Source organism: Nostoc sp., from assembly GCF_036917535.1.
Taxonomy (GTDB): domain Bacteria; phylum Cyanobacteriota; class Cyanobacteriia; order Cyanobacteriales; family Nostocaceae; genus Nostoc.
In genome coordinates this window covers 1-21727 of record NZ_JBALDA010000108.1, presented here as the reverse complement: position 1 = coordinate 21727, position 21727 = coordinate 1, and the positions used below count along the sequence as shown (strand labels likewise).

The window sequence follows — 21727 nt, the reverse complement described above, 5'->3', positions numbered from 1 at the left end:
AATTCATAACAAGCGATCGCATCCTTTTTTCATGCCTTGGAACTAGAATATTACCGAAACTTAAAAATAGAATTATTAGTTTCAAAATGCACAAGTTATGTATTATTTTCCTTAGTTTGTGAAGTAGTTTGAAATTCAATTTGGCAGTAGGAAATCTGTGCAACACTATTGCGTGTTATCTCTAACAAAAAACTATTGTCTTATTGACGGGTATAGCGATGTTTCACACCAATGGGAAAATATTCAAAATCACCCATTGGGGCTAATGTAACCTGTGGTGTTTGATATTCTGTGGGAACATAATTAGCAAACTCGCTATTTAAGCGTAACAATTGTGAAAGAATAGAAGATGCGATCGCTTGCCTTTCCAGCGATATTATAGCCGCAGAGTTCCTTTGCTGTTTTTACTAAGTACAGCCCACCATAAAACAGGTACGGAATTCGCTTTTTGTAATGAAACGTGTCCACTGACATAGCAATTTTTATTTCCAACCCCTTTTTGCGGTGACGTGTACTAAGTCTGGAATGCTTTCGCCAATCATTTGAGCAAAAACAGGGCGACCCGTATCGTTTTCGGTGATTGCTGCTAAAATGCTACGATTGAGTCGAAATTGTATTTGAAAAAGTATTTGCCAAAAAGTCAGGTTTTTGCTGGATAAAGAAAACTGAGTTCTTAATTTTGGATAAAGTCGAGCCAAGAAGTTATTTATAGTGTGCGACTTTGCGACTTATTATTAAGCGACAAGGATACGAGCAGCGATTCCTTCGGAGAGCTTCTCTACGAGACGCTTCGCGTAGCTTGCTTCCCCGGAGGGGTACGCTAACGCATTCTGTTTGCTGGCCAGCCTAACTACTAAGGTGCGATTATGCGATACTTGCGGCGGGCTACGCCTACGCAAAGCAATCGGCATCATTCACGGTGTAATGATGCCTAGTTGTTGCTTGTTACGCTGTCTATGTAGAAGCCGCTTTTGAGTCTGCGGTGGATTTTAACCGGGTGATAGTAGCTTTACGAATGCGATCGCTTTTGCGTACCCCGCCTGTCATTTCGTATTCTCGGCTGTCTTTGCCATATTTCGATACCACAGCACTGACTAAGCGTTCTGAAGTTTCGCGGATGGTCTTTTCAAGGGTTTCTATTTTTTCCTTTGCCGAGTCCAGGGTTGTTAGCATCATATTATACTGGTCAATCTCATTGCGGAGTTGCCCGGTTAACTCGGTTAAATAGCTTAAACTGATGGAATCACCAAAGTCAAGGTTAGAATTAATTGATTTAAATCCGATTACTTTCTGTTCAGTTTTTTCTAGCACGGTAGAGCTTCTTTTTTGGCGTGGCATCAATGGATACTTTTTACTAAACTTATCTTTCTAGAGTGCCTCAATGGGACAATGTTGCGGTTCAGTAAAGTTTACTAAAAAAATGTACTTTTTTAAACTGTTTTTTGATTGCTAATTCAGTAATTACACTTTAATAGAGAATAAATAGTTGAGAACGGGCTTGTCTTGTGAACCAACGGCCTTGTCTTGTGAACCAACGGCCTCGTCTTGTGAACCAACGGCCTCGTCTTGTGAACCAACGGCCTCGTCTTGTGAACCAACGGCCTTGTCTTGTGAACCAACGGCCTCGTCTTGTGAACCAACGGCCTTGTCTTGTGAACCAATGGCCTCGTCTTGTGAACCAACGGCCTTGTCTTGTGAACCAACATATAAAACTCATATTTGAAAGCCCTTCTTTGCTTGCCTACGATGTATGCACAAGTCTTCTAAAGTTGCCGGCTTTTGATCCCCCCAACCCCCTTATAAAAGGGGGCAAAAACTTCTCAAAGTCCTCCAATTTATTGGAGGATTTAGGAGGATCTACAACATTTTAGTTTTGTATAGAGATGTGTGTACACCGTAGCTTTGCTTGCAGAGAGGGGCTTGTGATATTATTTATCCTCAGAACGGCGATGTTTGGGTAACAGGCTCTTTTTCCGTTTTTCTTGGAGACTGCTGGCTTGTTTCAGGACTGGAATACACTGGTTTATCACCCACATAAAAACCTCGATTGGTGGGTCTCCTTGCTGAAGGCGGTTTTCGGCATTTACGACAATTAATGTAGTTTGCAGAAGAATTAGCAAGAAAGCGATCGCTCTTTGATTTGCACTTTTACCACGTTTTTTAGCTGACATCTGAATTCACCTTGTTTTTGGGTTTACAAGGTGAATTATTTTTTTGGGTATTTCCCCAGACACATCCCCCACGCAGCGTCTATAATGTTTGTATCATCAGCTTTTGCGGCTTGGGGAAGCTTGTTTGTTTGGGTAATTACAAATTATTTCAATTTTCTTTATATTTTGCTAATCGCTCTTGTTTCATCAAACTACCAAAAATCTGGCTAAACTGATAACATTTTTCTGGAATCGTATCTTGTCCATTTGTAGATTTGTTTGGATACTGCTTCAATGCAGCTTATTATCTGTAGTAGTTATGCACATTAGTATCGTAGACAACACGAAAAAACTGTTTCACGCAGCCTGTGCTATCCGTGGGTTGAAGATGAGTTAAGTGATAACTGAGCTAGTTGAGCAATGGCTCTTGACTGATGAAATAAGCTTAACGACTCAGGAGGAGAGTAGACGTAATTAAAGTCCAAGTCCCATGTGTGTGGTTAATTCTCTACAAATTGGGTTAGTCAATTATGATATACGAGTATGAACATGACGTATTTATCAGTCATGCCACTGAAGACAAGGAGATTGTTGCCAGACCAGTATACCAGAAGCTAAAAGACAAAGGCTATAAAGTTTGCTTTGATGAGGCTTCATTTACAGTGGGTGATAGCTTAAGTAGATCAATTGCTAAAGGACTTTTAGAATCAAGGTTCATAATTATTGTACTTAGCCCAAGTTTTTTTAAAAAGGGATGGACAATTCATGAATATCAAGGAGCTGTGCAAAGGAAAATTGAAGCTGAAAAAATACAAACTGGAAACCCTGTCATACTTCCTATATGGCATGAGGTTACTTCTCAAGATGTTAAAAAATTTGATCCAACTTTACTTGATATAGTAGCGACTAACTTTTCCAATGGGATTGATAAAGTTATTAATGAAATTGTTGCCGCACTCACAAAAGCTGGTATAAACAGTAGTGATACAGATATAACAACGCAAATTTCTTTGCCTCAGTTAGAATTTCCGTTTGAAACTGTGAAATTATACATAAAAGACAATAGTATTGAAAGTGTTACTCTGGCTCGTAAAGCTAATTATTTCATTGAGGATTTAGGATCTAATGTAACCCTAGAAATGATTTATATTCCAGGTGGTACATTTATGATGGGCGCTTCCACAAATGAACAAGGTAGCAAAGATAATGAACGTCCAAGGCATCAAGTAACAGTTAAACCCTTCTTTATGGGGAAATATCTCATCACTCAAGAGCAATGGCAAATAGTTGCCAATTCTTTTTCTAAAGTCAAGAGTGATTTAGACACACGACCATCAAAATTTCAGCCGTGTTGAACAGCTAGCGAGCGCAAATAAGCAAGTAAATTAGAGTTATGCTAAGCGCCTGAAACTACCAAATATCGTTTTTCACATTATGGTTAATTTGTAAAGTGCGTAACTCCTAAAATTATCCAAATAAACTAACCACTCTAGGCGGTGTATTGGGCTTTAGGCGTTACTTGATTTTGCTTAACTCGCTCTAACAATCCAGGAATTGCCAAAAGTTCTTGGGTTGCAGCTTCGCTTTCAGCATTTGCCAAATAAGCAGCAAAATCAGTCAGCACCTGTAATCGCTCTGGAGATAGTTGCTGGAGTAAGTCATTAAGCTGTTGCTGTAACTTTGCGACACAGATCAAATCTGCTGATGACCCATCATCCATCGGAGAATTATCGGTAGTATTCATTGCCTACTTCATAATTTCAAGGTTTAGTTTTTATTATGCCCCAATCACTGAAGATGATGAAAGTAACTAGCTTTTATACTTGACTTTTAACTTCATTGTGCCTAAGCTATCGACTATAAATTCAAACGAACTTGTGTTGTGAACCAAAGCTATCAAATCTTCCAGGTGCTTTGGTTATCTTAGAAGAAACTGCGACAGAGGCTATCGCCCCTAATAAAACAGATATTGTAAACAGAATGGGAATGTGATCGTTTTTGCGATCGCCCCTTGTAGAGACGCGATTCATCGCGTCTTTCTTTCCCGCATTTACATAGCGCGAATAATTCCAAATTTTTTGGGTTGGCAATTACATCAATGCAAAGCAATAATTGCATAAATTTTGATATCAATCAAAGATGTAATTATGAATCATTACGCTCCTCAACCAGAAAACAACAAACCTAGATACAAAGGGAAATATCGAATTGATTCAACCCGTTTGCCAGCATGGAGTTATACCAGTAATGCTAGATATTTCGTTACTATTTGCACCAAGGGTAAAAAATACTTTTTTAGTGATGTTGTAGAGGGTGAAATGCAACTATCACCAATGGGAGAAATTGCTCAGAAATTGTGGTATGAGATTCCTAATCATTTTTCTAATTGCCAGATAGATTCGTTTTGCGTCATGCCTAATCATATTCATGGGATTTTGGTTGTTAATCAAATACGAGAAGGAGACGCGAATCAAATACAACAAGAAGACGCGATTCATCGCGTCTCTACAAGGGGGGATGGTCAACGGGGTGGGGTTACTGGGTTATTTAATCCGATGTTGTCTAAAAATTCCATTTCTAAAATTATTAGGTGGTACAAAGGACGATGTACATTTGAAATTAATCAAATATATCAAGGTTTTGGATGGCAAGAAAGGTTCCATGACAATATAATTCGTAATGAATTTGCCCTCGATAAAATTAGACAATATATTATCAATAATCCAATCAATTGGGAACGCGATCGCCAACAACCACCCCATTTTCCCTTGTAGAGACGCGATGAATCGCGTCTTGTACTATTGACGCGTATAACGATGTTTCACTCCAATCGGGAAATATTCAAAATCACCCATCGGTGCTAATGTAACCTGTAGTATTTGATATTCTACCGGAACATAATTAGCAAACTCGCTATTGAGACGTAACAATTGTGAAAGAATAGAAGATGCGATCGCTTCTCTTTGAGCTTCACTACCCTCTACCCCTACTGCTAATTCCACAACTACAGATAAAAATCGATTTTTGTCAGCATCTTCCTTCACCTGCAACACGAATTTACCTGTCACCCATTCTTGAATTACTGGTTGTTCTAATCCCACCGTTACATTTTCGGGATAGATATTTGCCCCAAAGTAGGAAACTGTAAAGTTAGAACGCCCAAAGACATAAACGAAAGGTAGCTGATGAATACCTCTTGGTGATTCTTGAGTATCAGAACGCAGATTTTCCAGCGGATTAAATCCCCATTCTGCTAAAAATTGCAGCATCGCATCATAACTAATTATCCCGCCAGTATCCAAGATGTCATAACGCACTAAGGGAATACCGTTATCTCCCGAAAACAGCAATCCGCCATCTTGAACTTCAAAAAAGCGAGTGAATGGATCGTATTGTACTAGTGTAGGTAAACGCGATTCCCCAAATAAAGCTCTCGCTGCATCGGGATTTTCTGCCAAAAAACGGCGAATGCAGATACTTAATGGTGTTTCATTACCCAAAACTCCCGCATCCGCAGTCCCGTAGAGTGATGCAAAATCATAGCAAGGATTTCGCGAACCAACTCTTTCGCCAACCAAACTCCGCCATTCTTCACTAAATACTTCTCCTGCCATCACTAATTTAATCTGATATTGCTGCCACTCCACACTACGAGCGATACCAGTATCAATCACATCTTTTAGAAATGGCGGGTATCCCAATAACACAACTTGCTCAAAACCTGAGCCTAGTTCCTGCACAACTCGCAAGATTTCTTCTTTGTTGTTACCAGGAGTAATTACAGTGATAGGATAACCTTTGCTAGCAAGATAACGACAGCAATTAGTGGTAAACATCCCACCTACCCAAGTGCCTAAAGTGAAACAAATCACTGCTAGGGTACGTCTGGTGTCTGTATAGAAACTATCGTGAAAAATCTGTTCAAAGCGTGTGGCGATTTGGAGTTCATCTGTGAAAAAACGAGGCCAAAATGTCGGTTTCCCACTAGAACCTGATGAAGCAGCTATCATGTCGCACGCTTCGAGTTGTCCGTTACGGCACAAGTCAGCTAGAGGATAACGCAGTATATAATTTTGTTTAGCGATCGCAGGTAGTTTCTGAAACTGCTCTAAGGTTTGAATAGTCGCGGGATTAATTTCCCTTTCTGCTAAAAACGCCTTGTAGGCAGGTACATTCGCCGCCACATCGTAAAATAAACTCAAAGCTGCGGAAGTTTGAGTGTTGAGATGCCTTTGCAGTATCCTTTCTAAGGGGGTAGACAAAAAGTCTTCAAATGCTTTAATGACTTGCTGCTGTCTTGATTTGCAGTTCATGAGGCTTGTTATATATCCTGAAGTAGAATCAATACCGTTAAAATAATTCGTAATTCGTAATTCGTAGAATATCCGAAAATGAGGGTATGCGCGTTGTAGTCATTCAATAAAACTTTAATTTATCCTTCAGCACCATGCAGGTCTATTGCAGTAAACAACACACAAATAATGGTAGTAACCGCTTTTGTACCCATTGTGGTGAACCATTACCTCTTGCTGTGGGACAGGTTGTGGATAATCGCTATCAAATTATCCGTCATTTAGGACAGGGCGGTTTTGGACGCACCTATTTGGCGGAAGATATCAATAAATCCCATCAAACATGTGTGCTGAAGGAATTTGCACCCCAAGTACAAGAAAATCAAGATTTACAAAAAGCTAAAGAGTTATTTGAGAGAGAAGCGAATGTCCTGAAAAAACTCCAGCATTCACAAATTCCGCGTTTTCACGCCTCGCTACAAGTGAAGATAGGCACTAAAGATTTTTTCTTTCTAGTGCAAGATTATGTGGATGGTGATAACTACTACCAGTTATTAGAACAGCGTGAAAGTCAAGGAAAAACCTTTATTGAAGAGGAAGTAATCACCCTCCTGCAACAAATTTTACCTGTTTTATCATACATCCACTCACAAGATGTAATTCACCGTGATATCTCTCCCGATAATCTAATCTGGCGGCGTTCTGATAATTTGCCAGTACTAATTGATTTTGGTGGCGTTAAGCAATTGCCAGCTTCTCAAGGTTTTTGGCGTACCAAGTTGGCTGAAAATAATACTTTGCTGGGTAAAAAAGGCTACGCTCCAGAAGAACAGCTACGGCAGGGAAAGGCATTTTTTAGTAGTGATTTATATTCTTTGGCGGTGACAACATTAGTGTTGCTTACAGGTGAAGAACCACAAAAATTATACGACAGCTATCAGGGAATTTGGGGGTGGGGAAAGCAAATCCAAGTGAGTCCCCAACTGGAAGCAGTGTTAAAAAAGATGCTGGCTTATAGACCGAGCGATCGCTACCAACGAGCCGAGCAAATTCTCAGAGATTTACCATCGCTAACTGCAACTAAATCTCCAGGTAATTATATTACTACCAAAATTAAAACAATGGTAGTTGCTCCAGGAAGACAACGCGCCAGTGCTGTTGTGAGTAGATTCCAGAGGCAAACGCAAGGGATTGCTAAATCGGCATCTTTTCCTATTTGGATTCGCCCTTTTATGATGAGTTTAGGGGGGACAGCTTTAGTTGTCTTAACTGGCGCAGGTGCTTGGGCGGTGGTAAATGCAGTAATTAAGAGTGTAACTTCAATTACTATCCCATCAATTTCATTACCGCAAATTCCCCAGTTTCCCAATCCCAGCGGTAAACCAGCCGGCGATAAAGGAAAAAATAGCGACCTCCAGAAAATTATCAGTCGTCGTCAAGAGCTAGAAATTACTGAAGGATTTTTTATTCGCACAGTAGATGATTTATTTTATACAAAAAAACCAGAATTAAAAGGACGTAGCCTGACATCTAAACCTGAAGACGCTGGTTTACGAGATGAATGGTCTGGTATCGCTGACGATTTATTGGATAAACTAGAACAAGCTAACCTCAGTACAACAGCTCGTCGTAAATTAGGTAACTATAGTCAAAAAGATTACGATACATGGAGACGACAAGCGCGATCGGGGCAGTTTGGGAACTATACAATCGATCAATTGACTAAAGACACAAATGAAAAATTTGATCGGTTGTTTCCCGATCAAGAGCGTAAGAAACTCAATCAACAGACTTTTGGTCAAATTTGGTATGCGATCGCAGCCGATCAAGTCAGTAAAGTACAATCTGGCAAATAAGAAGACTGGGGAAGAGTAACAAATGACAAATGACAAATGACAAATGACTAAAATAATATATTGTTCTAAAGGACATGAAAATTCCCCAGATAGTCGCTTTTGTCTTCAGTGTGGTGAAAATTTGTTGGATGCGCCCATGAGTTATAGTATACAACCGGGACAGACTTTAGGCGATCGCTATGCGATCGTGCGTCAAATTGGCCAAGGTGGCTTCGGACGCACTTATTTAGCTGAAGATGTCAACCGTTTCCGAGAACTTTGTGTTTTAAAAGAATTTTCACCCCAAGTTCAAACCGATTACGTTGTCCAAAAAGCTGAAGAACTCTTTGAAAGAGAAGCGAGTGTTCTTTATAAACTGCAACATCCTCAAATTCCCCGCTTTCGGGAACTGCTGCGGCTGAATTTAGGGGGCAAAGAATATCTATTTTTGGTGCAAGATTATGTAGAAGGGGAAACTTACAATTCTTTGTTAAATGCCCGGATACAACAGGGTCTGCGCTTTACAGAGACGGAAATACGTCAATTGCTCCTTTCAATTTTACCAGTATTGGAATACATTCACTCTCTAGGAGTAATTCATCGAGATATTTCCCCAGATAATTTAATGCTTCGCACTGTTGACCAACTGCCAGTTTTAATTGATTTTGGCGGTGTCAAACAAGTAGTAGCAACCGTGGTCTCCGAATATTACCAACCTGGTATGGTTGCACCTCCGCCAGCACCAACCTTATTAGGTAAAATCGGATTTGCGCCCCCAGAACAAATGCAAACAGGGTTAGTATCTCCCCACAGCGACTTGTATGCTTTAGCAGCAACAATGTTGGTTTTACTGACAGGAAAACAACCCCAAGAATTAATTGATACCTATACTCTCAGTTGGCAATGGCGACGGGAAGTTAATCTGAGTCAAAATTTGGCACAGGTATTAGATAAAATGCTATCTTCTAGACCAGGCGATCGCTATCAATCAGCCCGTCAAGTACTCCAAGCCCTCAACCCGCCCTCGCCTAACTATCCCCCAACTCAATATCCCACTCCACCACAACCCACATCCGCTACCGTTGCCGTCTCCCCACCTCCCCCACCTTCTCCATCCCCCTCATATTCCTCATCTCCCCCACCTTCCTCTTGGTGGACACCTACAAAAACCTTCCTGGTGGCGGCGCTAGTAGTTGGTAGTGTAGGATTAATTTGGTGGGGAGTAAATAGGCGTGATGTCGGGCAAGTCCAACCTAACCCTACAGCCAGCCCTACTCCAACTAGCGAACAACCAACCGATCCTTTAGCGCAATATTCGCCAGCAGAAAGAGAACGCAAAGAAAGATTAAGCGATCGCCGTCAACAGTTGGGTATTGACTCTAACTTCTACGTGAACTTAGTGAATCAAGTTTTTTGGGACAGAAATCCCAGTTTACGGGGACGTACTCTTAGTAATGGCCCTGAAGATGAAAGTTTGCGTGCAGAATGGGATAAAACAGCTTCGGAATTGTTAGAAAAGCTTGCACCATTGAGTAATAATGTACGCCAAAAACTGGGAACTTACACCAGTGGTGAACGCGATCGCTGGAAAGAGGAAGTCAATAAAGTCAACGTTGGTAGTCGTTCTTTGTATGATTTGGGAGATGCGGCTTTCTTCAGTGTATTTCCTGAGCAGCGGGGTAAAAGTTTCCAGGGTCAGCCCATTGGACAAGTTTGGTATGGATTTGTTAGCGATCGACTCAGTGCAATCCTTGCCGGTAGCGCTTTCCAGAAACTTGTCTTTGATGCTGGAGCTACTGGCAAAACAGTCAACGGTATTCTCCAACCTGGTGGCGGTAAAGTATTGATTGCTGGACTTGCCAAAGACCAATCTCTAGACTTGAAGTTAGAAGCAAATTCCCAAGTCTTGTTATCAGTCTATTCACCCTCTGGCAAAATTCGATTTTTAGAAGATTCTACGAAGCGTAGTTTGTCAACTAAATTAGCAGAAAATGGATTTTATGAGTTTGTCGTAGTTTCTACAGCAACGAAACCAGTAGATTATCAACTCACTATTACAGCGGAAAATCCAACTCCTCTCCCATTTCCAACAGCAACGCCTACGGTAACATCCACGCCGATACCAGCTCCCACGTCAACGCCAACACCTACGCCTACAGAGATCTCCACACCTAAACCTGAACCTACACCAATACCAACTCCTGAGACAACGCCCTAATACGCTTGGGTTAAGCATCTTCATCTGCACGCTTGAGACTTGGGGGATAAAGAGACAATGATAAGAAGCACAAGAAGGAATTCCTCCTTTGTCTTCCCCGTCTTTCTTGTCTCCTCCACCAAGCCCTGTCTCCCTTAATCCAAGCATATTGTCCCCAGCCCCCAATCCCCAATTCAAATATGCATAATGTCGTCTAGCTTAAGTTGTAAATTTGGCAAGACACCAGAAGAAATAGTATCTCCTAAGCGGTATTGTTGCTGCTGGTACACACCGTTAACTAACTGACAAAGGGTGAAGGTAGGTTGTTTGGGATTGCCGATAAACTGCAATCCACCCAAGCCACGAAAGTCTACAATCCAATATTCTGGGATGTTAAGAAAAGCGTATTCTTCCACTTTTCTTGCATAGTCGTCTTGCCAATTAGTACTCACAACTTCAGCAACAAGTTTAATTGTATTGCTGTTACAAATAATCAGTTCTTTTTGCCAGAGCGGTTCTTTACTAAGTTCTGCTTTATCTAAAACAATTACATCAGGACGTAGTGCTGTGGCTTCAGATGCAGGTGGTTTAATCAGACAAGTTTTTGGAACTAGCCAGTTGAAATTAGAGTTAAAAATTTTGACATAAATTCTACCAGCAATACTACCTGCAACAGCTTCGTGTGTCCCTGTAGGTTCCATGTCTCTTAGTTGTCCGTCGATTAATTCGTAGCGTGTATTATCACCATATTGAGCTATAAATTCCTCAAAGGTAAGCAGTTTGGGTGAAGTGTAGGTCATTATGTCTTGTTTTGACTTAACGTAGGCTTATTGTAGCGACTGCCATTGCAAAGTACAAAAAAGGTGAGTTAATTTTTGGAAGCGATCGCATTAATAATGCAAGTCATCGCATTTACAAGGCGGCTACCGCATTTAAATAGTACGGAAATACAAATATTAAAAGGCTTGTCTCAAATATCCCCTTGATTTCCAGTTATCATGCCTTTGGAATGGTATTTGCTTAGTTTTTTCATTAATGAGAAAATATTTATGAGATATAAACTCTTGGGCAAAAGCGGGTTAAGAGTCTCTGAACTCTCCTTGGGAACCATGACTTTTGGTGAAGATTGGGGTTGGGGTGCATCTGTTGACGAAAGTCGAAAAATTTTTGATAGCTATGTAAAAGCAGGGGGAAATTTCATTGACACCGCCAACGGTTATACCAATGGTAGCAGTGAAAAAATTGTCGGCGAGTTAATCGCTAAAGAACGGGAACGCTTTGTAGTTGCGACAAAATATTCCTTTCCCTTGCAGATGAATGATAAAAAGGGCGATCCTAACGCCAGTGGAAACCATCGCAAGAATTTAATTCAGTCTTTGGAAGGTAGTCTCAAACGGCTGAATACTGATTACATTGATTTATTCTGGTTGCACGCTTGGGATTTCACAACACCGATTGAAGAAGTCTTGCGATCGCTTGATGATGTAGTGCGTCAAGGTAAAGTACTTTACATCGGCATTTCTGATACCCCTGCTTGGATCATTTCTCAAGCAAATACCATCGCTCATTACCAAGGATGGACACAGTTTGTCGCTCTCCAAATTGAGTATAGTTTGATTCAGCGGACACCAGAACGGGATTTGCTACCGATGGCAAAAGCTTTGGATTTGGCAGTAACGCCGTGGTCGCCCTTGGGTGGTGGAGTGCTGACAGGAAAGTATAACAAACCTGCTCAAGAAGGCGACGAACAAGGGCGAGTAGCAAGTTTAGGGGGAGAAGTTTCCCAAAAGAATTTAGCGATCGCTGAAGTTGTTAGTCAAGTTGCAGCAGAAATTGGCCATACACCTTCACAGGTAGCATTAGCTTGGTTACGCGCTCAAAGTGGTGTGATTATTCCGATTATTGGGGCACGTAAGTTAGCGCAGTTTCAAGATAACTTAGCTTCTTTAGATGTCAGCCTCTCGTCAGAACATCTGCAACGGTTAGATGAAGTCAGTCAAATTGAACTAGGTTTTCCCCATGACTTTTTGCAGAATGATGTAATTCGCGATCGCCTTTTCGGTGGTACATTCAATACCATAGAAAACCATCATATTTGACCAATAGTCATAAACAGTAACATATTCAGCCATTAATATAATCTGTCGTCAGAGAGTTTCGCACAGCCAACCAAAATCTGTAAAGTTAGATGCAAAAGGCATTAACGTAGAACTATGAGCGACAACACTATTACATCACGTTTGTACCCGACTCGTATTGATATTCCCGCTGAAGCGCGAGTGCAAATCGTGGTACTTCTCAACCAAAGCTTGGCAGCTACTTCAGATTTAAAAACCCAAGCAAAGCAAGCGCACTGGAATGTAAAAGGAACTGACTTCTATCAGCTACACCTATTATTTGATGAAATTGCTGGGGAATTGGAAGGGTTCATCGATTTGATAGCTGAACGCGTCACAGCTTTAGGCGGATACGCTTTCGGAACAGTTCGCGCCGCAGCTAGTAATTCGATCCTGCCAGAATACCCCTTAGATATTTTGGATGGCAAAGACCATGTGACAGCCTTGGCAGATCGCTTTGCATCTTATGCTAAACATCTCCGGCAAGCGATAGATAAAACTAATGAATTAGGCGATCTTGATACTGCTGACCTTTACACCGAAATTTCTCGCACCATTGACAAACGACTCTGGTTCTTAGAAGCTCATCTGCAAATAGCAGAAATTAAGGCAGAGAATGGTAAAGCGAGTACTACTCAAACTCAAAAGATAGCTGCTGGTGTAAAATAAGCACTTTTGAGAAACACTTGATTTACTAATAGGGTGCATTAGACTAAAGTTTAAAATACCCAATTGTAACAGTATCTTAATGTGAGTTCAATAAAACTCTCTACCTAGAACTAAAGTTCAAAAGTGTCCCTCTCCGAGTCGCAGAGGGACACTTTTACGTAGTAAAACTAGGCAGAGGTTATTAATACAGCAATGCCAAACTGGGGACTAGGGATTACAACACCCTGCAGAAATACTCACGGTACAAATTGCATCTAGGCATTACCTGATTGTCCTGTTGCTGCACTAATCCCATACTATGCAACTTATAAATCTGCATTGAATCTAATTCCACAGGCTCAAGTGAAGTGACCACCTTTTTTAACGCTTCTTTTAAACCTTGAGCTTCTTCCAAGTGTAGTATTTCTAAGTACCACCGTAGATGGTTGCTGTAAATTCCCGCTTCTGTGGAAGCATCTTGTAATAGCTGCTTTAGCGTTGTCTTTGTAGTGTAAACTTCGTACATTGCTAATCGCAGTAGATAAGGATGTCCTCCCACTGTATTCATTAATTCCTTTACCTGAGTATCATTCCAATTTAGTCCATGAAGGTGAGCCAAATCTATCACCTGCTTGTGGTCAAATTCTCGTAACGCCACTGGTAGCCCCGCATTAAAGGGAGATTGGTTCATGTCCAACGGGATATAAACTTCGGTCGAATGTGCCATCACCAGCCTTAGTTGTTTCCATTGCTCAGAAATTTTCCCTTTCTCATGCCAGCTTCGCAGCATCCCGAAAAAGTCTTCAATCACTTGATTATAAGGAAAAATACGATCCACTTCATCTAACCCTAATACCAAAGGACAATCTATTTCTGGCAATAAATACTCCTCAAAGTACACTGTGCAATTATCATTGCTACCTAAAATTTCTGTATCCCAATAATCTTTTAACCGATTTTCTAACTTTAACTTTCGACCAACTATTAAACACAACCAACGCACAAACTTGTCCAAATTCGTTAAAATTGCTCGTTCTACACTACTTAAATCCAAATATACTGTTTGATAATTCTGGGATTCAGCATGAGCCAGAATCCTGGTAAGCAATGAAGTTTTGCCCATCAACTTCGGTGCTTTAATCCGAATTAGGGAAGCGGGTTTAACGACTGTCTCGTAACAAAGAGACTCTAGACCATCTCGCTCCACATAAAAAGGAGAACCCAGAGGAACTGAACCGTCTGGAAACGGTAGCTCTGCTAACGGAGATTTTGACTGCTTGACATTGCTATGAATATGTGGAAGTAATTGCCTTTCCCAGGCTCTCTCCAGCGCTCCTTTAAAATTAGTCTTTGTTACCTCTTCTCCTAACGCTTCTGAAAGCTTTCGCCACAGATGAGGACCCACATCTCCTCTAAGATAGTTTACAGAGAGATGGTACTGCTCTGCCATCTTTTCATAAGTCAGACCCGGCCACGAGCCTTGAAGCACGTCTATTTCAATATCTTTGAGGTGTTCTCCAAGATTATTGAAGACAATTTGCTCGGCAACCTGTTTAGCTTTTTCCCAGGTAAAGGCTGATTTTGAGTTCATAGATGCTAAAAAAATAGCTGTTTTTATTACCCTTTTATAGTTTTTATTTCTTAGTATATAGACATATTTATCTATATCAATACTCCACACAATTTTAAGTTTAACCAATTGTCAAGCCCATGATCTTAAAAAGCTTGACTTTCATTTCAATGCCAGTTTTACCGCTCTCAATCTTGCTCCCCCTGGATGCCCACCAACAGCACACAGGCAACCAACGGCAACTCCCATAGAGAAGCAAGCTAGTAAGAGCAGACGTACCAGAAAAACGTAAAGAGCGCGTTTGCGTTGGCGTTAGCCAAGCGTTAATGATGTTAGGAGCGTCAGCCTCTCGTAGAGAAGAGAAGAAAAAAAAGAGAGGTTTTCACAAATGATTTAGGACTGGTTATATTACACTCAAGTTAAGTTCTATAACAAATTAGCAGCAGCAACATTAACTAATGAATCAGGATGAGTAATTGGCAAGTCACCAATGAGTTGCCAGAAAAACATTCCGCCTAGACCTTGTTGTTCAACATAATTAACTTTTCCCAGAACTGATTGTTTATCTTCGTAGGTACTAAACTCTTGTTTTTGAGAATTATAAATATAGGGAACTTTAGCACTATCATCCCAGTAATATTGATATTCATTTGTACCCACCTGATCGTGGATATCTCTATACAAAAGTGGATCATTTACCGAGGTAGCACTTTGAAACAATCCATCATTGTTAGAACCAGGTTTCACTCCCGCCCAAGTGTCACTGTAGAGAGGAACTCCTAAGACAATATCCTTAGGATCAACACCAGCACTCAAATACTTTTGAACTGACCAGTCAGCGTTGAGTTTGTCGCTGTTATATGATTGGTCGCTGCTACTTTTATACAAAGCAGCTTGGTGATTGGTTGTGTTTTCCCAATTACCGTGATAGTCATAGGTCATTAAGTTGATAAAGTCAACATATTCAGAAGTAGTTTTCAAAACAGTTGAGTTTAAATCGTAAGGAGCATCAGCGTAATCTGATGGCGACAATTGATAGGGAGAAGCAGAAAGCGCAGTAGTTAGCAGATATTTCTTTCCATCTGTAATAGATGCGTTATTAAGTTGTTGACGTAGCTCACCCAGCAATTGAGTGTAATTACTATTCTCCTCCTTCTTAGGAAATTCCCAATCAATATCGATGCCATCGAAACCATTAGTTTTCATAAAATTGATGGCAGACTGAGCAAAGAATATCCTAGATTGTGCCGTAGAAGCTGCTGAGGAAAAATCATTTTCTCCTGCACCACCTATAGATACAAGGATTTTTAGCTTGGGATTTTCAGTCTTGAGAGATTTTAGTACATTGATGTCACCATCCTGACCATCTTGACTCAATTTAACGTTACCTTGTGTATCAACATCTGCAAAGGCATATAACAAATGTGTCAGCTTATTAACCGGAAGAGTTGCAGGATTAGTAGTACTACTAATACCCCAAGAGGGTAAGTAACCAGCTACAATATATTGATTATTCATTGCAGGTAGTGTTGTCTGATTATTAGCTAAAGCTACATAAGTTCCATCTTGAGCAAAACCAACAATATCAGCTTTGCCATCACCATTCACATCACTAAGCTGACGTGGCTTTTGGTCAAAGCTATTCCAACCACCTTTATTAACAATAAAATCATCATTTTTCGCTACAAAAGCTTCGCCAAAAGTTCCATTACTTTGACCAAGAGAGACAAAGACATTATCATATCCAAAGCCAACAATATCTGCGCGACCATCACCATTGACATCAGCGAGTTGACGCGGATACTTGTCAAAGCTAGTCCATCCCCCTTTATTGATAGTAAAATCATCATTTTTCGCTACAAAAGCTTCGCCAAAAGTTCCATTACTTTTACCTAAAGACACATAAACAGCATTATCTGCAAAACCAACAATATCTGCACGACCATCACCGTTGATATCAGCAAGCTGACGCGGATATTTGTTAAAGTTAGTCCATCCCCCTTTTTTTGCAGTAAAATTATCGTTTCTAGCTATAAAAGCTTGACCAAAAGTTCCATTAGTTTGACCCAAAGACACATAAACAGCATTACAGCCAAAACCAACAATATCAGTTCGACCATCACCGTTGACATCAGCAACTTGGCGGGAAAATTTTCTAAAATTAGTCCATCTTTGCAAGAAACTAAACTTTTTGATAGCTAACTTTTTTGTTTCGTACATGATAACAATGCTTCATTTAAAAACTTACGATCATTTCACTAAGTCAGATACACCTTTGAGAAGTTTCTTCAACCCATACCAGTATCTTTATGCTATGTTGTGAATCATACAAGAGGAAAAAGTCAGATATCTATTAATTAATTAGGAATACTCAAAAATCGAAAATAGGTAAAAGTCAGCTAAAGTCAGTTGCTTGATGAAAATAGTATAATTATTCTCTGGCAATGCTAAATAATAAATTATTTATATGGCTGTATTATGAAACTAAAACTAAATATATTGGAAAAGGTAAAGGACAGCTTTGATGACAGCAGCTAAGTCAAACTTTGAATATCAAATCGGAGGGAGTCTTGAGAGTAGCGCTCCTAGCTATGTGAAACGACACGCTGATACAGAATTTTATCAGGGCTTAAAGTGGGGTCAGTTTTGTTATGTGCTGAACTCGCGTCAGATGGGCAAGTCTAGCTTGCGAGTGCAGATGATGCAAAGGCTACAAGCAGAAGGAATTATCTGTGTGTTTATTGACTTGACAGGAATAGGAACACAGGATGTAACTCCAGAAAAGTGGTATGCAGGAATTGTCCAATCTTTGGTGAGTAGTTGTCAACTGCACTCCAAAATTCAATGGCGAAGTTGGTGGCGTGAGCGGCGAGATTTGCTTTCACCGTTGCAATGTTTGAGCCAATTTCTTGAAGAAGTACTGTTAGTAGAGGTCAAGCAAAATATAGTTATTTTTATCGATGAAATTGATCGTGTTTTGAGTCAGAATTTTTCATTAGATGATTTCTTTGCTTTAATTAGATTCTTCTTTCAGCAACGAGAAATTAATTATGAATATAGGCGTTTGACTTTTGCACTATTAGGGGTTGCAAATCCTAACGAACTGATTCAAGATAAGACCCAGACACCATTCAATATTGGCAAGGCAATTGAACTGCAAGGATTTCAGCTTGATGAAGTGCAACCATTAATAGATGGTTTGAAGGAAAGAGTGAGTAACCCTAAAGCGGTTCTCATGCAGATACTAGAATGGACAGGTGGGCAACCGTTTCTAACTCAAAAGCTGTGTCAGTTTATAGTTTTGGAGTCAACTGCTCAAAGATTTTCATCCGTTGAGCAAGTAGTAAGGTTGCAGATTGTTGAGAATTGGGAATCTCAAGATGAACCTGAACATTTGAGGACGATTCGCGATCGCATCTTGTACAGAAATGAAAAACGTACAGCGAGATTATTAGAGTTATACCAGCAAATTTTACGTCAAGGAGAAATTTCTGCTGATGGTAGTGCTGAACAAATCGAATTACGACTCTCAGGGTTAGTAGTCGAGCAACAAGGCAAGCTTAAAGTATATAACCGCATTTACGAAGCTGTCTTTAACCACAGTTGGGTTGACCGTAATTTAGCACGGTTGCGACCTTATGCAGAAGCGATCGCAGCCTGGTCAGCATCAGCTTGCCAAGATGAATCTTATCTATTGCGAGGACAAGCTTTACAGGATACCTTAGGTTGGGCATTAGGTAAAAGCCTTGGCGATTTAGATTATCAATTTTTAGCCGCTAGTCAAGACTTAGCCAAACGCCAAGCCCAAATGTCACTGCAAGCAATAGCACAAGCTAATAAACTTTTGGCACAAGCTAGACAAAAAGCTAAGTCAGAAGTTTTACAACAGCGAATTGGTCAAAATTGGATACCACGAATTGCTATATGTGTGACTGCACCTATTTTGCTGCTGCGCTTTGGTGGATTGTTGCAGGGTGGCGAGTGGAATATGCTTGACCAGTTTTTTCGCTGGCGGCTGTTGCTAGAGTCACCAGAGAAGCGGATAGCAATTGTCACTATTGATGAAAAAGATATAAAAAAGGCAGGAAAGTGGCCTATTCCCGATCAAGTTTTAGCTAAAGCAATTGCCAATATTAAAGCCCAAAAACCTAGAGCAATTGGTTTAGATATTTATCGAGATTTGCCTGTAGAACCTGGTCATCAGGACTTGGTTAACATCTTCCAATCAACTCCTAACTTATATGGAATTGAAAAAATTGTGGGAAGTAAGATTAATACCATTGCGCCTCCTCCCACTCTCAACCCAGAAAGAGTGGGCTTTGCCGATCAAGTGGTGGATGCAGATGGTAAGGTGCGTCGTGCATTATTATTAGTACTCTCACAAGATGAAACACGCTACAGTTTGGCAATGAAACTGGCGCAGCACTATTTACAGGACAAAGGGATAACCATAGGATTGATTGACAACGACCCCCAACGTCAAAGGTTGCATTGGGGTAAAGCAGTTTTGGAAAGGTTTGTAGGCAATGATGGAGGCTACGTCCATGCGGATTCTGGAGGGTACCAAATTTTGCTGAACTTTAGAGGAAATCAGGAAAATTTTGCTACTTTTCCTTTAAGGGATATCTTGGAAAAACGCATTCCCCCTGATAGTTTACGCAATCGCTTAGTTCTAGTTGGCATCACTGCTGAAAGCATTAAAGATGTATTTTATACGCCCTATAGCAATGGTCTATTTAGTTCTTCACAGCCGATGACTGGGGTGAGCGTTCATGCCAACATTATCAGTCAAATAATTAGTGCTGTTGTAGATGGCAGACCTTTGCTTCGTGTTTGGCAAGAACCCATAGAATGCCTGTGGATTTTAGTTTGGGCGGGATTAGGAGCATTAGTAAGCCGACAGTTAAGGTCTTCAATCGCGATCGCTGCCACTATAATCCTTGTTAGTTCTGGACTTTTAGGGATTGGCTTTTTAGCCTTTTGCTTGGGCTGGTGGTTACCCATCACTCCCTCGCTGCTAGTGCTTTTGGGGTCAGCAGTCGCTTTAGAGTTGGTTACAACAAAGCAACTCGAAAGACTCCAATTTCATCGTACTTTGGCACTACTTTCAGAAATGTGCCAAGACCATCCCCTTGCTGGAGCAATTGCCATTGAATACCTCAAACAGTCAGAAAGCCAGGATAATCAGGCTTTTATCGAGCAGCAGTTACGAGAAAAACAGTCAGCCACTTCTACAATCGAAGCGGTTGAGTAGCGATCGCTTCTAGCCCTACAGACTTAAGAAAGTCAGTCCAGATATCTGCTATGGCTTGATTATTAGGCTGAGTGTTTCTGATTTGAGCTAGGGTAATGAGCGCATCGTACCAAATTCCTTGTTCACTGTAAATATCTGCCTGCTCCAAAGTTGTCCTCTGCTGACTCTGGAGTTGAGGTAAAACCACACGGCGTACCCACGAGGTGATTACTGGATCGTTAGGGCTAGGTTTTTCCCCACATGTCAACACTAAAACCCACTGATAATTTTTGCCTACTTCCAGAGGAGGTGAACTATCTGCTGACTTAATGCTAATAATACCAGGTTCACCTTTAATGGGAATCAAGGTTTGAGAATGAAGCTGATTATCTTCTTTCACAAAGCTTAAAACTAATTGCTTGGCAGATGTTTGCGGTAGATACACTAAAAATGTCGGATGTTCTGCTGTAGTCAACCCGTAGTTGCTGTCAGAGGGAACAAGAGACATTAGAGGGGTCTGGTTAGATGGAGTAGTGGTTGATTTTGCATCTTGAGGACATTGCAAATCATGACGAGACCCTGCTGATGATGTAGATTTTGGCTTACCCTGATTTGCTGGTGGTTTGAATATTATCCGCTGGAGTTTTGAGCGAATAGTCCGCGTTGGAATATTTGCAATTGACTGGGCAATTGTTGGTTGCGTCCCTATAAGAAACAACCCTATTGTAATTAGATAAATTAACTGTTGACTATTTAACATTGCTTATTTTCTGGTAAATTCACACAATGCAAGGATTTTGGCGAACGAGCGTCACCTGTCCCTTGCAAGTCTTTGACAGGAGAAAGGTTTTTGGATTTTGAATTTTTTAATCCAAAATCTAAAATCCGGTCAAATATACTTAATTATTAAAGCAATACCTTCGCCAATTTACGAGGGTGAGTTAATCATGCTTTAACTATTAACTCCCTTTTCTCTGAGGCTAAAGTATTAACAGTTAGTTGGGCAATGGAAGCGTAGGCGTACTCCTACGGAGAAGCAAGCTAGCAAGAGCGTCTCGTAAAGAAGCCTGTCGTAGACATCGCTCGTTTAGGGGGTTACTTAGAACATCAACGTAATACACCCATTGGTATCCAGATACTGTGGCGAGACTGGTTAAAATTACGTGAGTTCGATGAACTAAAAAACGGCAGGAGGAAGGGCCGGTAACGTGAGTTCGACAAACTAAAAAACAGCAGGTAAGTGTTTGAGGTACATATCAAGTGAGGGTTTTGTAGGCAAATAGGTATAAGAAATTAAGACTGCCATGATTTCAGCGAAGCCTACGGTGGTCACTGAGCTTTGTCGTACCACTTCCCTGCAGGACGCGAACGTGGAAGCAAGGGACTTCCAGGAAATAAAATATACAGTTATTGAAAATGATAATCATTACAGGGAGAGGAGGGCGGGGGTTGCCAACGGCAACCCCCGCCCTCTCCAAATACACATGAAAAATCTGCACTTTTCTGGCTTGTGTCAAAAGTGCTAGTATGATTAATTCTTGTGAGAGAAAACTTTAATAACTATTTTTTAAAGCTATGTTGCTGCATAGCAAATATCAATAAACCATTTCCCTAAATCTGGGAAGGATTCATAGTTGGAATCAGTCAAACGCTTGATTTGCTTCTCAAGAGTTAACATAGCTTCT

Annotated in this window: 16 protein-coding genes and 2 pseudogenes; 7 read left to right on the top strand and 11 right to left on the bottom strand. The window is 40.6% G+C overall.

The features are described from left to right. Positions 1 to 200: 200 nt before the first annotated feature. The 4 genes and pseudogenes from V7K56_RS35490 to V7K56_RS35475 form a co-directional block, all read right to left on the bottom strand. Positions 201 to 368: pseudogene (locus tag V7K56_RS35490) on the bottom strand (phenylacetate--CoA ligase family protein); the annotation flags it as partial. Positions 369 to 497: 129 nt separating this feature from the next. Continuing rightward, positions 498 to 608 (bottom strand): annotated as a pseudogene (locus V7K56_RS35485) (tRNA-dihydrouridine synthase family protein); the annotation flags it as partial. Between the two features lie 346 nt (positions 609 to 954). Then, entirely contained in the window at positions 955 to 1338 is a 384-nt protein-coding gene (locus V7K56_RS35480) for a hypothetical protein (protein WP_334918620.1), read from the bottom strand. A gap of 590 nt (positions 1339 to 1928) precedes the next feature. Continuing rightward, positions 1929 to 2171, bottom strand: coding sequence for a hypothetical protein (locus tag V7K56_RS35475; RefSeq protein WP_334918618.1), 243 nt, complete (start codon positions 2169 to 2171; stop codon positions 1929 to 1931). Between the two features lie 509 nt (positions 2172 to 2680). Between V7K56_RS35475 and V7K56_RS35470 the strand changes: the two genes are divergently transcribed. Then, complete coding sequence (locus V7K56_RS35470) at positions 2681 to 3505, top strand: TIR domain-containing protein (protein ID WP_334918616.1); 825 nt, start codon at positions 2681 to 2683, stop codon at positions 3503 to 3505. A gap of 134 nt (positions 3506 to 3639) precedes the next feature. Here the strand turns inward: V7K56_RS35470 and V7K56_RS35465 are convergent, their stop codons facing one another. Continuing rightward, positions 3640 to 3894, bottom strand: a complete 255-nt coding sequence (locus V7K56_RS35465) for a hypothetical protein (RefSeq protein WP_334918614.1) — start codon at positions 3892 to 3894, stop codon at positions 3640 to 3642. Positions 3895 to 4015: 121 nt separating this feature from the next. Continuing rightward, the gene (locus tag V7K56_RS35460) at positions 4016 to 4240 is read right to left on the bottom strand and encodes a hypothetical protein (protein ID WP_334918611.1); all 225 of its coding nucleotides are present in this window, start codon (positions 4238 to 4240) and stop codon (positions 4016 to 4018) included. 57 nt (positions 4241 to 4297) lie between these two features. Between V7K56_RS35460 and V7K56_RS35455 the strand changes: the two genes are divergently transcribed. Then, on the top strand, positions 4298 to 4924 hold the full coding sequence (locus V7K56_RS35455) for a transposase (RefSeq protein WP_334918609.1): 627 nt from the start codon (positions 4298 to 4300) through the stop codon (positions 4922 to 4924). 24 nt (positions 4925 to 4948) lie between these two features. Here V7K56_RS35455 and V7K56_RS35450 read toward each other — a convergent pair whose 3' ends face one another. Further along, positions 4949 to 6463: a phenylacetate--CoA ligase family protein gene (locus V7K56_RS35450; protein ID WP_334918607.1), complete on the bottom strand. Its 1515-nt coding sequence runs from the start codon at positions 6461 to 6463 to the stop codon at positions 4949 to 4951. Between the two features lie 134 nt (positions 6464 to 6597). Here V7K56_RS35450 and V7K56_RS35445 point away from each other — a divergent pair, with 134 nt between their 5' ends. Both V7K56_RS35445 and V7K56_RS35440 read left to right on the top strand, forming a co-directional pair. Next, positions 6598 to 8298 (top strand): serine/threonine-protein kinase, encoded by a 1701-nt coding sequence (locus tag V7K56_RS35445; protein ID WP_334918605.1) that lies wholly within the window; start codon positions 6598 to 6600, stop codon positions 8296 to 8298. 43 nt (positions 8299 to 8341) lie between these two features. Then, a complete protein-coding gene (locus V7K56_RS35440; RefSeq protein WP_334918603.1) occupies positions 8342 to 10495 on the top strand; it encodes a serine/threonine-protein kinase in 2154 nt (717 codons plus the stop codon). A gap of 173 nt (positions 10496 to 10668) precedes the next feature. Here V7K56_RS35440 and V7K56_RS35435 read toward each other — a convergent pair whose 3' ends face one another. Then, positions 10669 to 11274: a Uma2 family endonuclease gene (locus V7K56_RS35435; protein ID WP_334918601.1), complete on the bottom strand. Its 606-nt coding sequence runs from the start codon at positions 11272 to 11274 to the stop codon at positions 10669 to 10671. 249 nt (positions 11275 to 11523) lie between these two features. On the opposite strand from V7K56_RS35435, the gene V7K56_RS35430 reads away from it, so the two are divergent. Further along, a complete protein-coding gene (locus V7K56_RS35430; protein ID WP_334918599.1) occupies positions 11524 to 12573 on the top strand; it encodes an aldo/keto reductase in 1050 nt (349 codons plus the stop codon). Positions 12574 to 12687: 114 nt separating this feature from the next. After that, positions 12688 to 13260: a DNA starvation/stationary phase protection protein Dps gene (gene dps / locus V7K56_RS35425; RefSeq protein WP_334918597.1), complete on the top strand. Its 573-nt coding sequence runs from the start codon at positions 12688 to 12690 to the stop codon at positions 13258 to 13260. A gap of 214 nt (positions 13261 to 13474) precedes the next feature. Here the strand turns inward: dps and V7K56_RS35420 are convergent, their stop codons facing one another. Then, entirely contained in the window at positions 13475 to 14830 is a 1356-nt protein-coding gene (locus V7K56_RS35420) for an AAA-like domain-containing protein (protein WP_334918595.1), read from the bottom strand. 405 nt (positions 14831 to 15235) lie between these two features. Further along, a complete protein-coding gene (locus V7K56_RS35415; RefSeq protein ID WP_334918593.1) occupies positions 15236 to 17029 on the bottom strand; it encodes a glycosyl hydrolase family 18 protein in 1794 nt (597 codons plus the stop codon). A 304-nt stretch (positions 17030 to 17333) separates the two neighbouring features. Here V7K56_RS35415 and V7K56_RS35410 point away from each other — a divergent pair, with 304 nt between their 5' ends. Next, positions 17334 to 20063 (top strand): CHASE2 domain-containing protein, encoded by a 2730-nt coding sequence (locus V7K56_RS35410; protein ID WP_334918591.1) that lies wholly within the window; start codon positions 17334 to 17336, stop codon positions 20061 to 20063. On the opposite strand, the gene V7K56_RS35405 is transcribed toward V7K56_RS35410, so the two are convergent. Next, entirely contained in the window at positions 20041 to 20802 is a 762-nt protein-coding gene (locus V7K56_RS35405) for a DUF928 domain-containing protein (protein ID WP_334918589.1), read from the bottom strand. The two genes, V7K56_RS35410 and V7K56_RS35405, sit on opposite strands and share 23 nt — an antisense overlap. Positions 20803 to 21727: the final 925 nt, after the last annotated feature.

What these genes read in the sequence shown, in the direction of transcription:
- V7K56_RS35475 (WP_334918618.1), bottom strand. Translation starts at nt 2,171, where the DNA reads ATGTCAGCTAAAAAACGTGGTAAAAGTGCAAATCAAAGAGCGATCGCT.
- V7K56_RS35415 (WP_334918593.1), bottom strand. Translation starts at nt 17,029, where the DNA reads ATGTACGAAACAAAAAAGTTAGCTATCAAAAAGTTTAGTTTCTTGCAA.
- V7K56_RS35410 (WP_334918591.1), top strand. Translation starts at nt 17,334, where the DNA reads ATGACAGCAGCTAAGTCAAACTTTGAATATCAAATCGGAGGGAGTCTT.
- V7K56_RS35455 (WP_334918609.1), top strand. Translation starts at nt 4,298, where the DNA reads ATGAATCATTACGCTCCTCAACCAGAAAACAACAAACCTAGATACAAA.
- V7K56_RS35405 (WP_334918589.1), bottom strand. Translation starts at nt 20,802, where the DNA reads ATGTTAAATAGTCAACAGTTAATTTATCTAATTACAATAGGGTTGTTT.
- V7K56_RS35450 (WP_334918607.1), bottom strand. Translation starts at nt 6,463, where the DNA reads ATGAACTGCAAATCAAGACAGCAGCAAGTCATTAAAGCATTTGAAGAC.
- dps (WP_334918597.1), top strand. Translation starts at nt 12,688, where the DNA reads ATGAGCGACAACACTATTACATCACGTTTGTACCCGACTCGTATTGAT.
- V7K56_RS35435 (WP_334918601.1), bottom strand. Translation starts at nt 11,274, where the DNA reads ATGACCTACACTTCACCCAAACTGCTTACCTTTGAGGAATTTATAGCT.
- V7K56_RS35480 (WP_334918620.1), bottom strand. Translation starts at nt 1,338, where the DNA reads ATGCCACGCCAAAAAAGAAGCTCTACCGTGCTAGAAAAAACTGAACAG.
- V7K56_RS35470 (WP_334918616.1), top strand. Translation starts at nt 2,681, where the DNA reads ATGATATACGAGTATGAACATGACGTATTTATCAGTCATGCCACTGAA.
- V7K56_RS35465 (WP_334918614.1), bottom strand. Translation starts at nt 3,894, where the DNA reads ATGAATACTACCGATAATTCTCCGATGGATGATGGGTCATCAGCAGAT.
- V7K56_RS35420 (WP_334918595.1), bottom strand. Translation starts at nt 14,830, where the DNA reads ATGAACTCAAAATCAGCCTTTACCTGGGAAAAAGCTAAACAGGTTGCC.
- V7K56_RS35440 (WP_334918603.1), top strand. Translation starts at nt 8,342, where the DNA reads ATGACTAAAATAATATATTGTTCTAAAGGACATGAAAATTCCCCAGAT.
- V7K56_RS35430 (WP_334918599.1), top strand. Translation starts at nt 11,524, where the DNA reads ATGAGATATAAACTCTTGGGCAAAAGCGGGTTAAGAGTCTCTGAACTC.
- V7K56_RS35445 (WP_334918605.1), top strand. Translation starts at nt 6,598, where the DNA reads ATGCAGGTCTATTGCAGTAAACAACACACAAATAATGGTAGTAACCGC.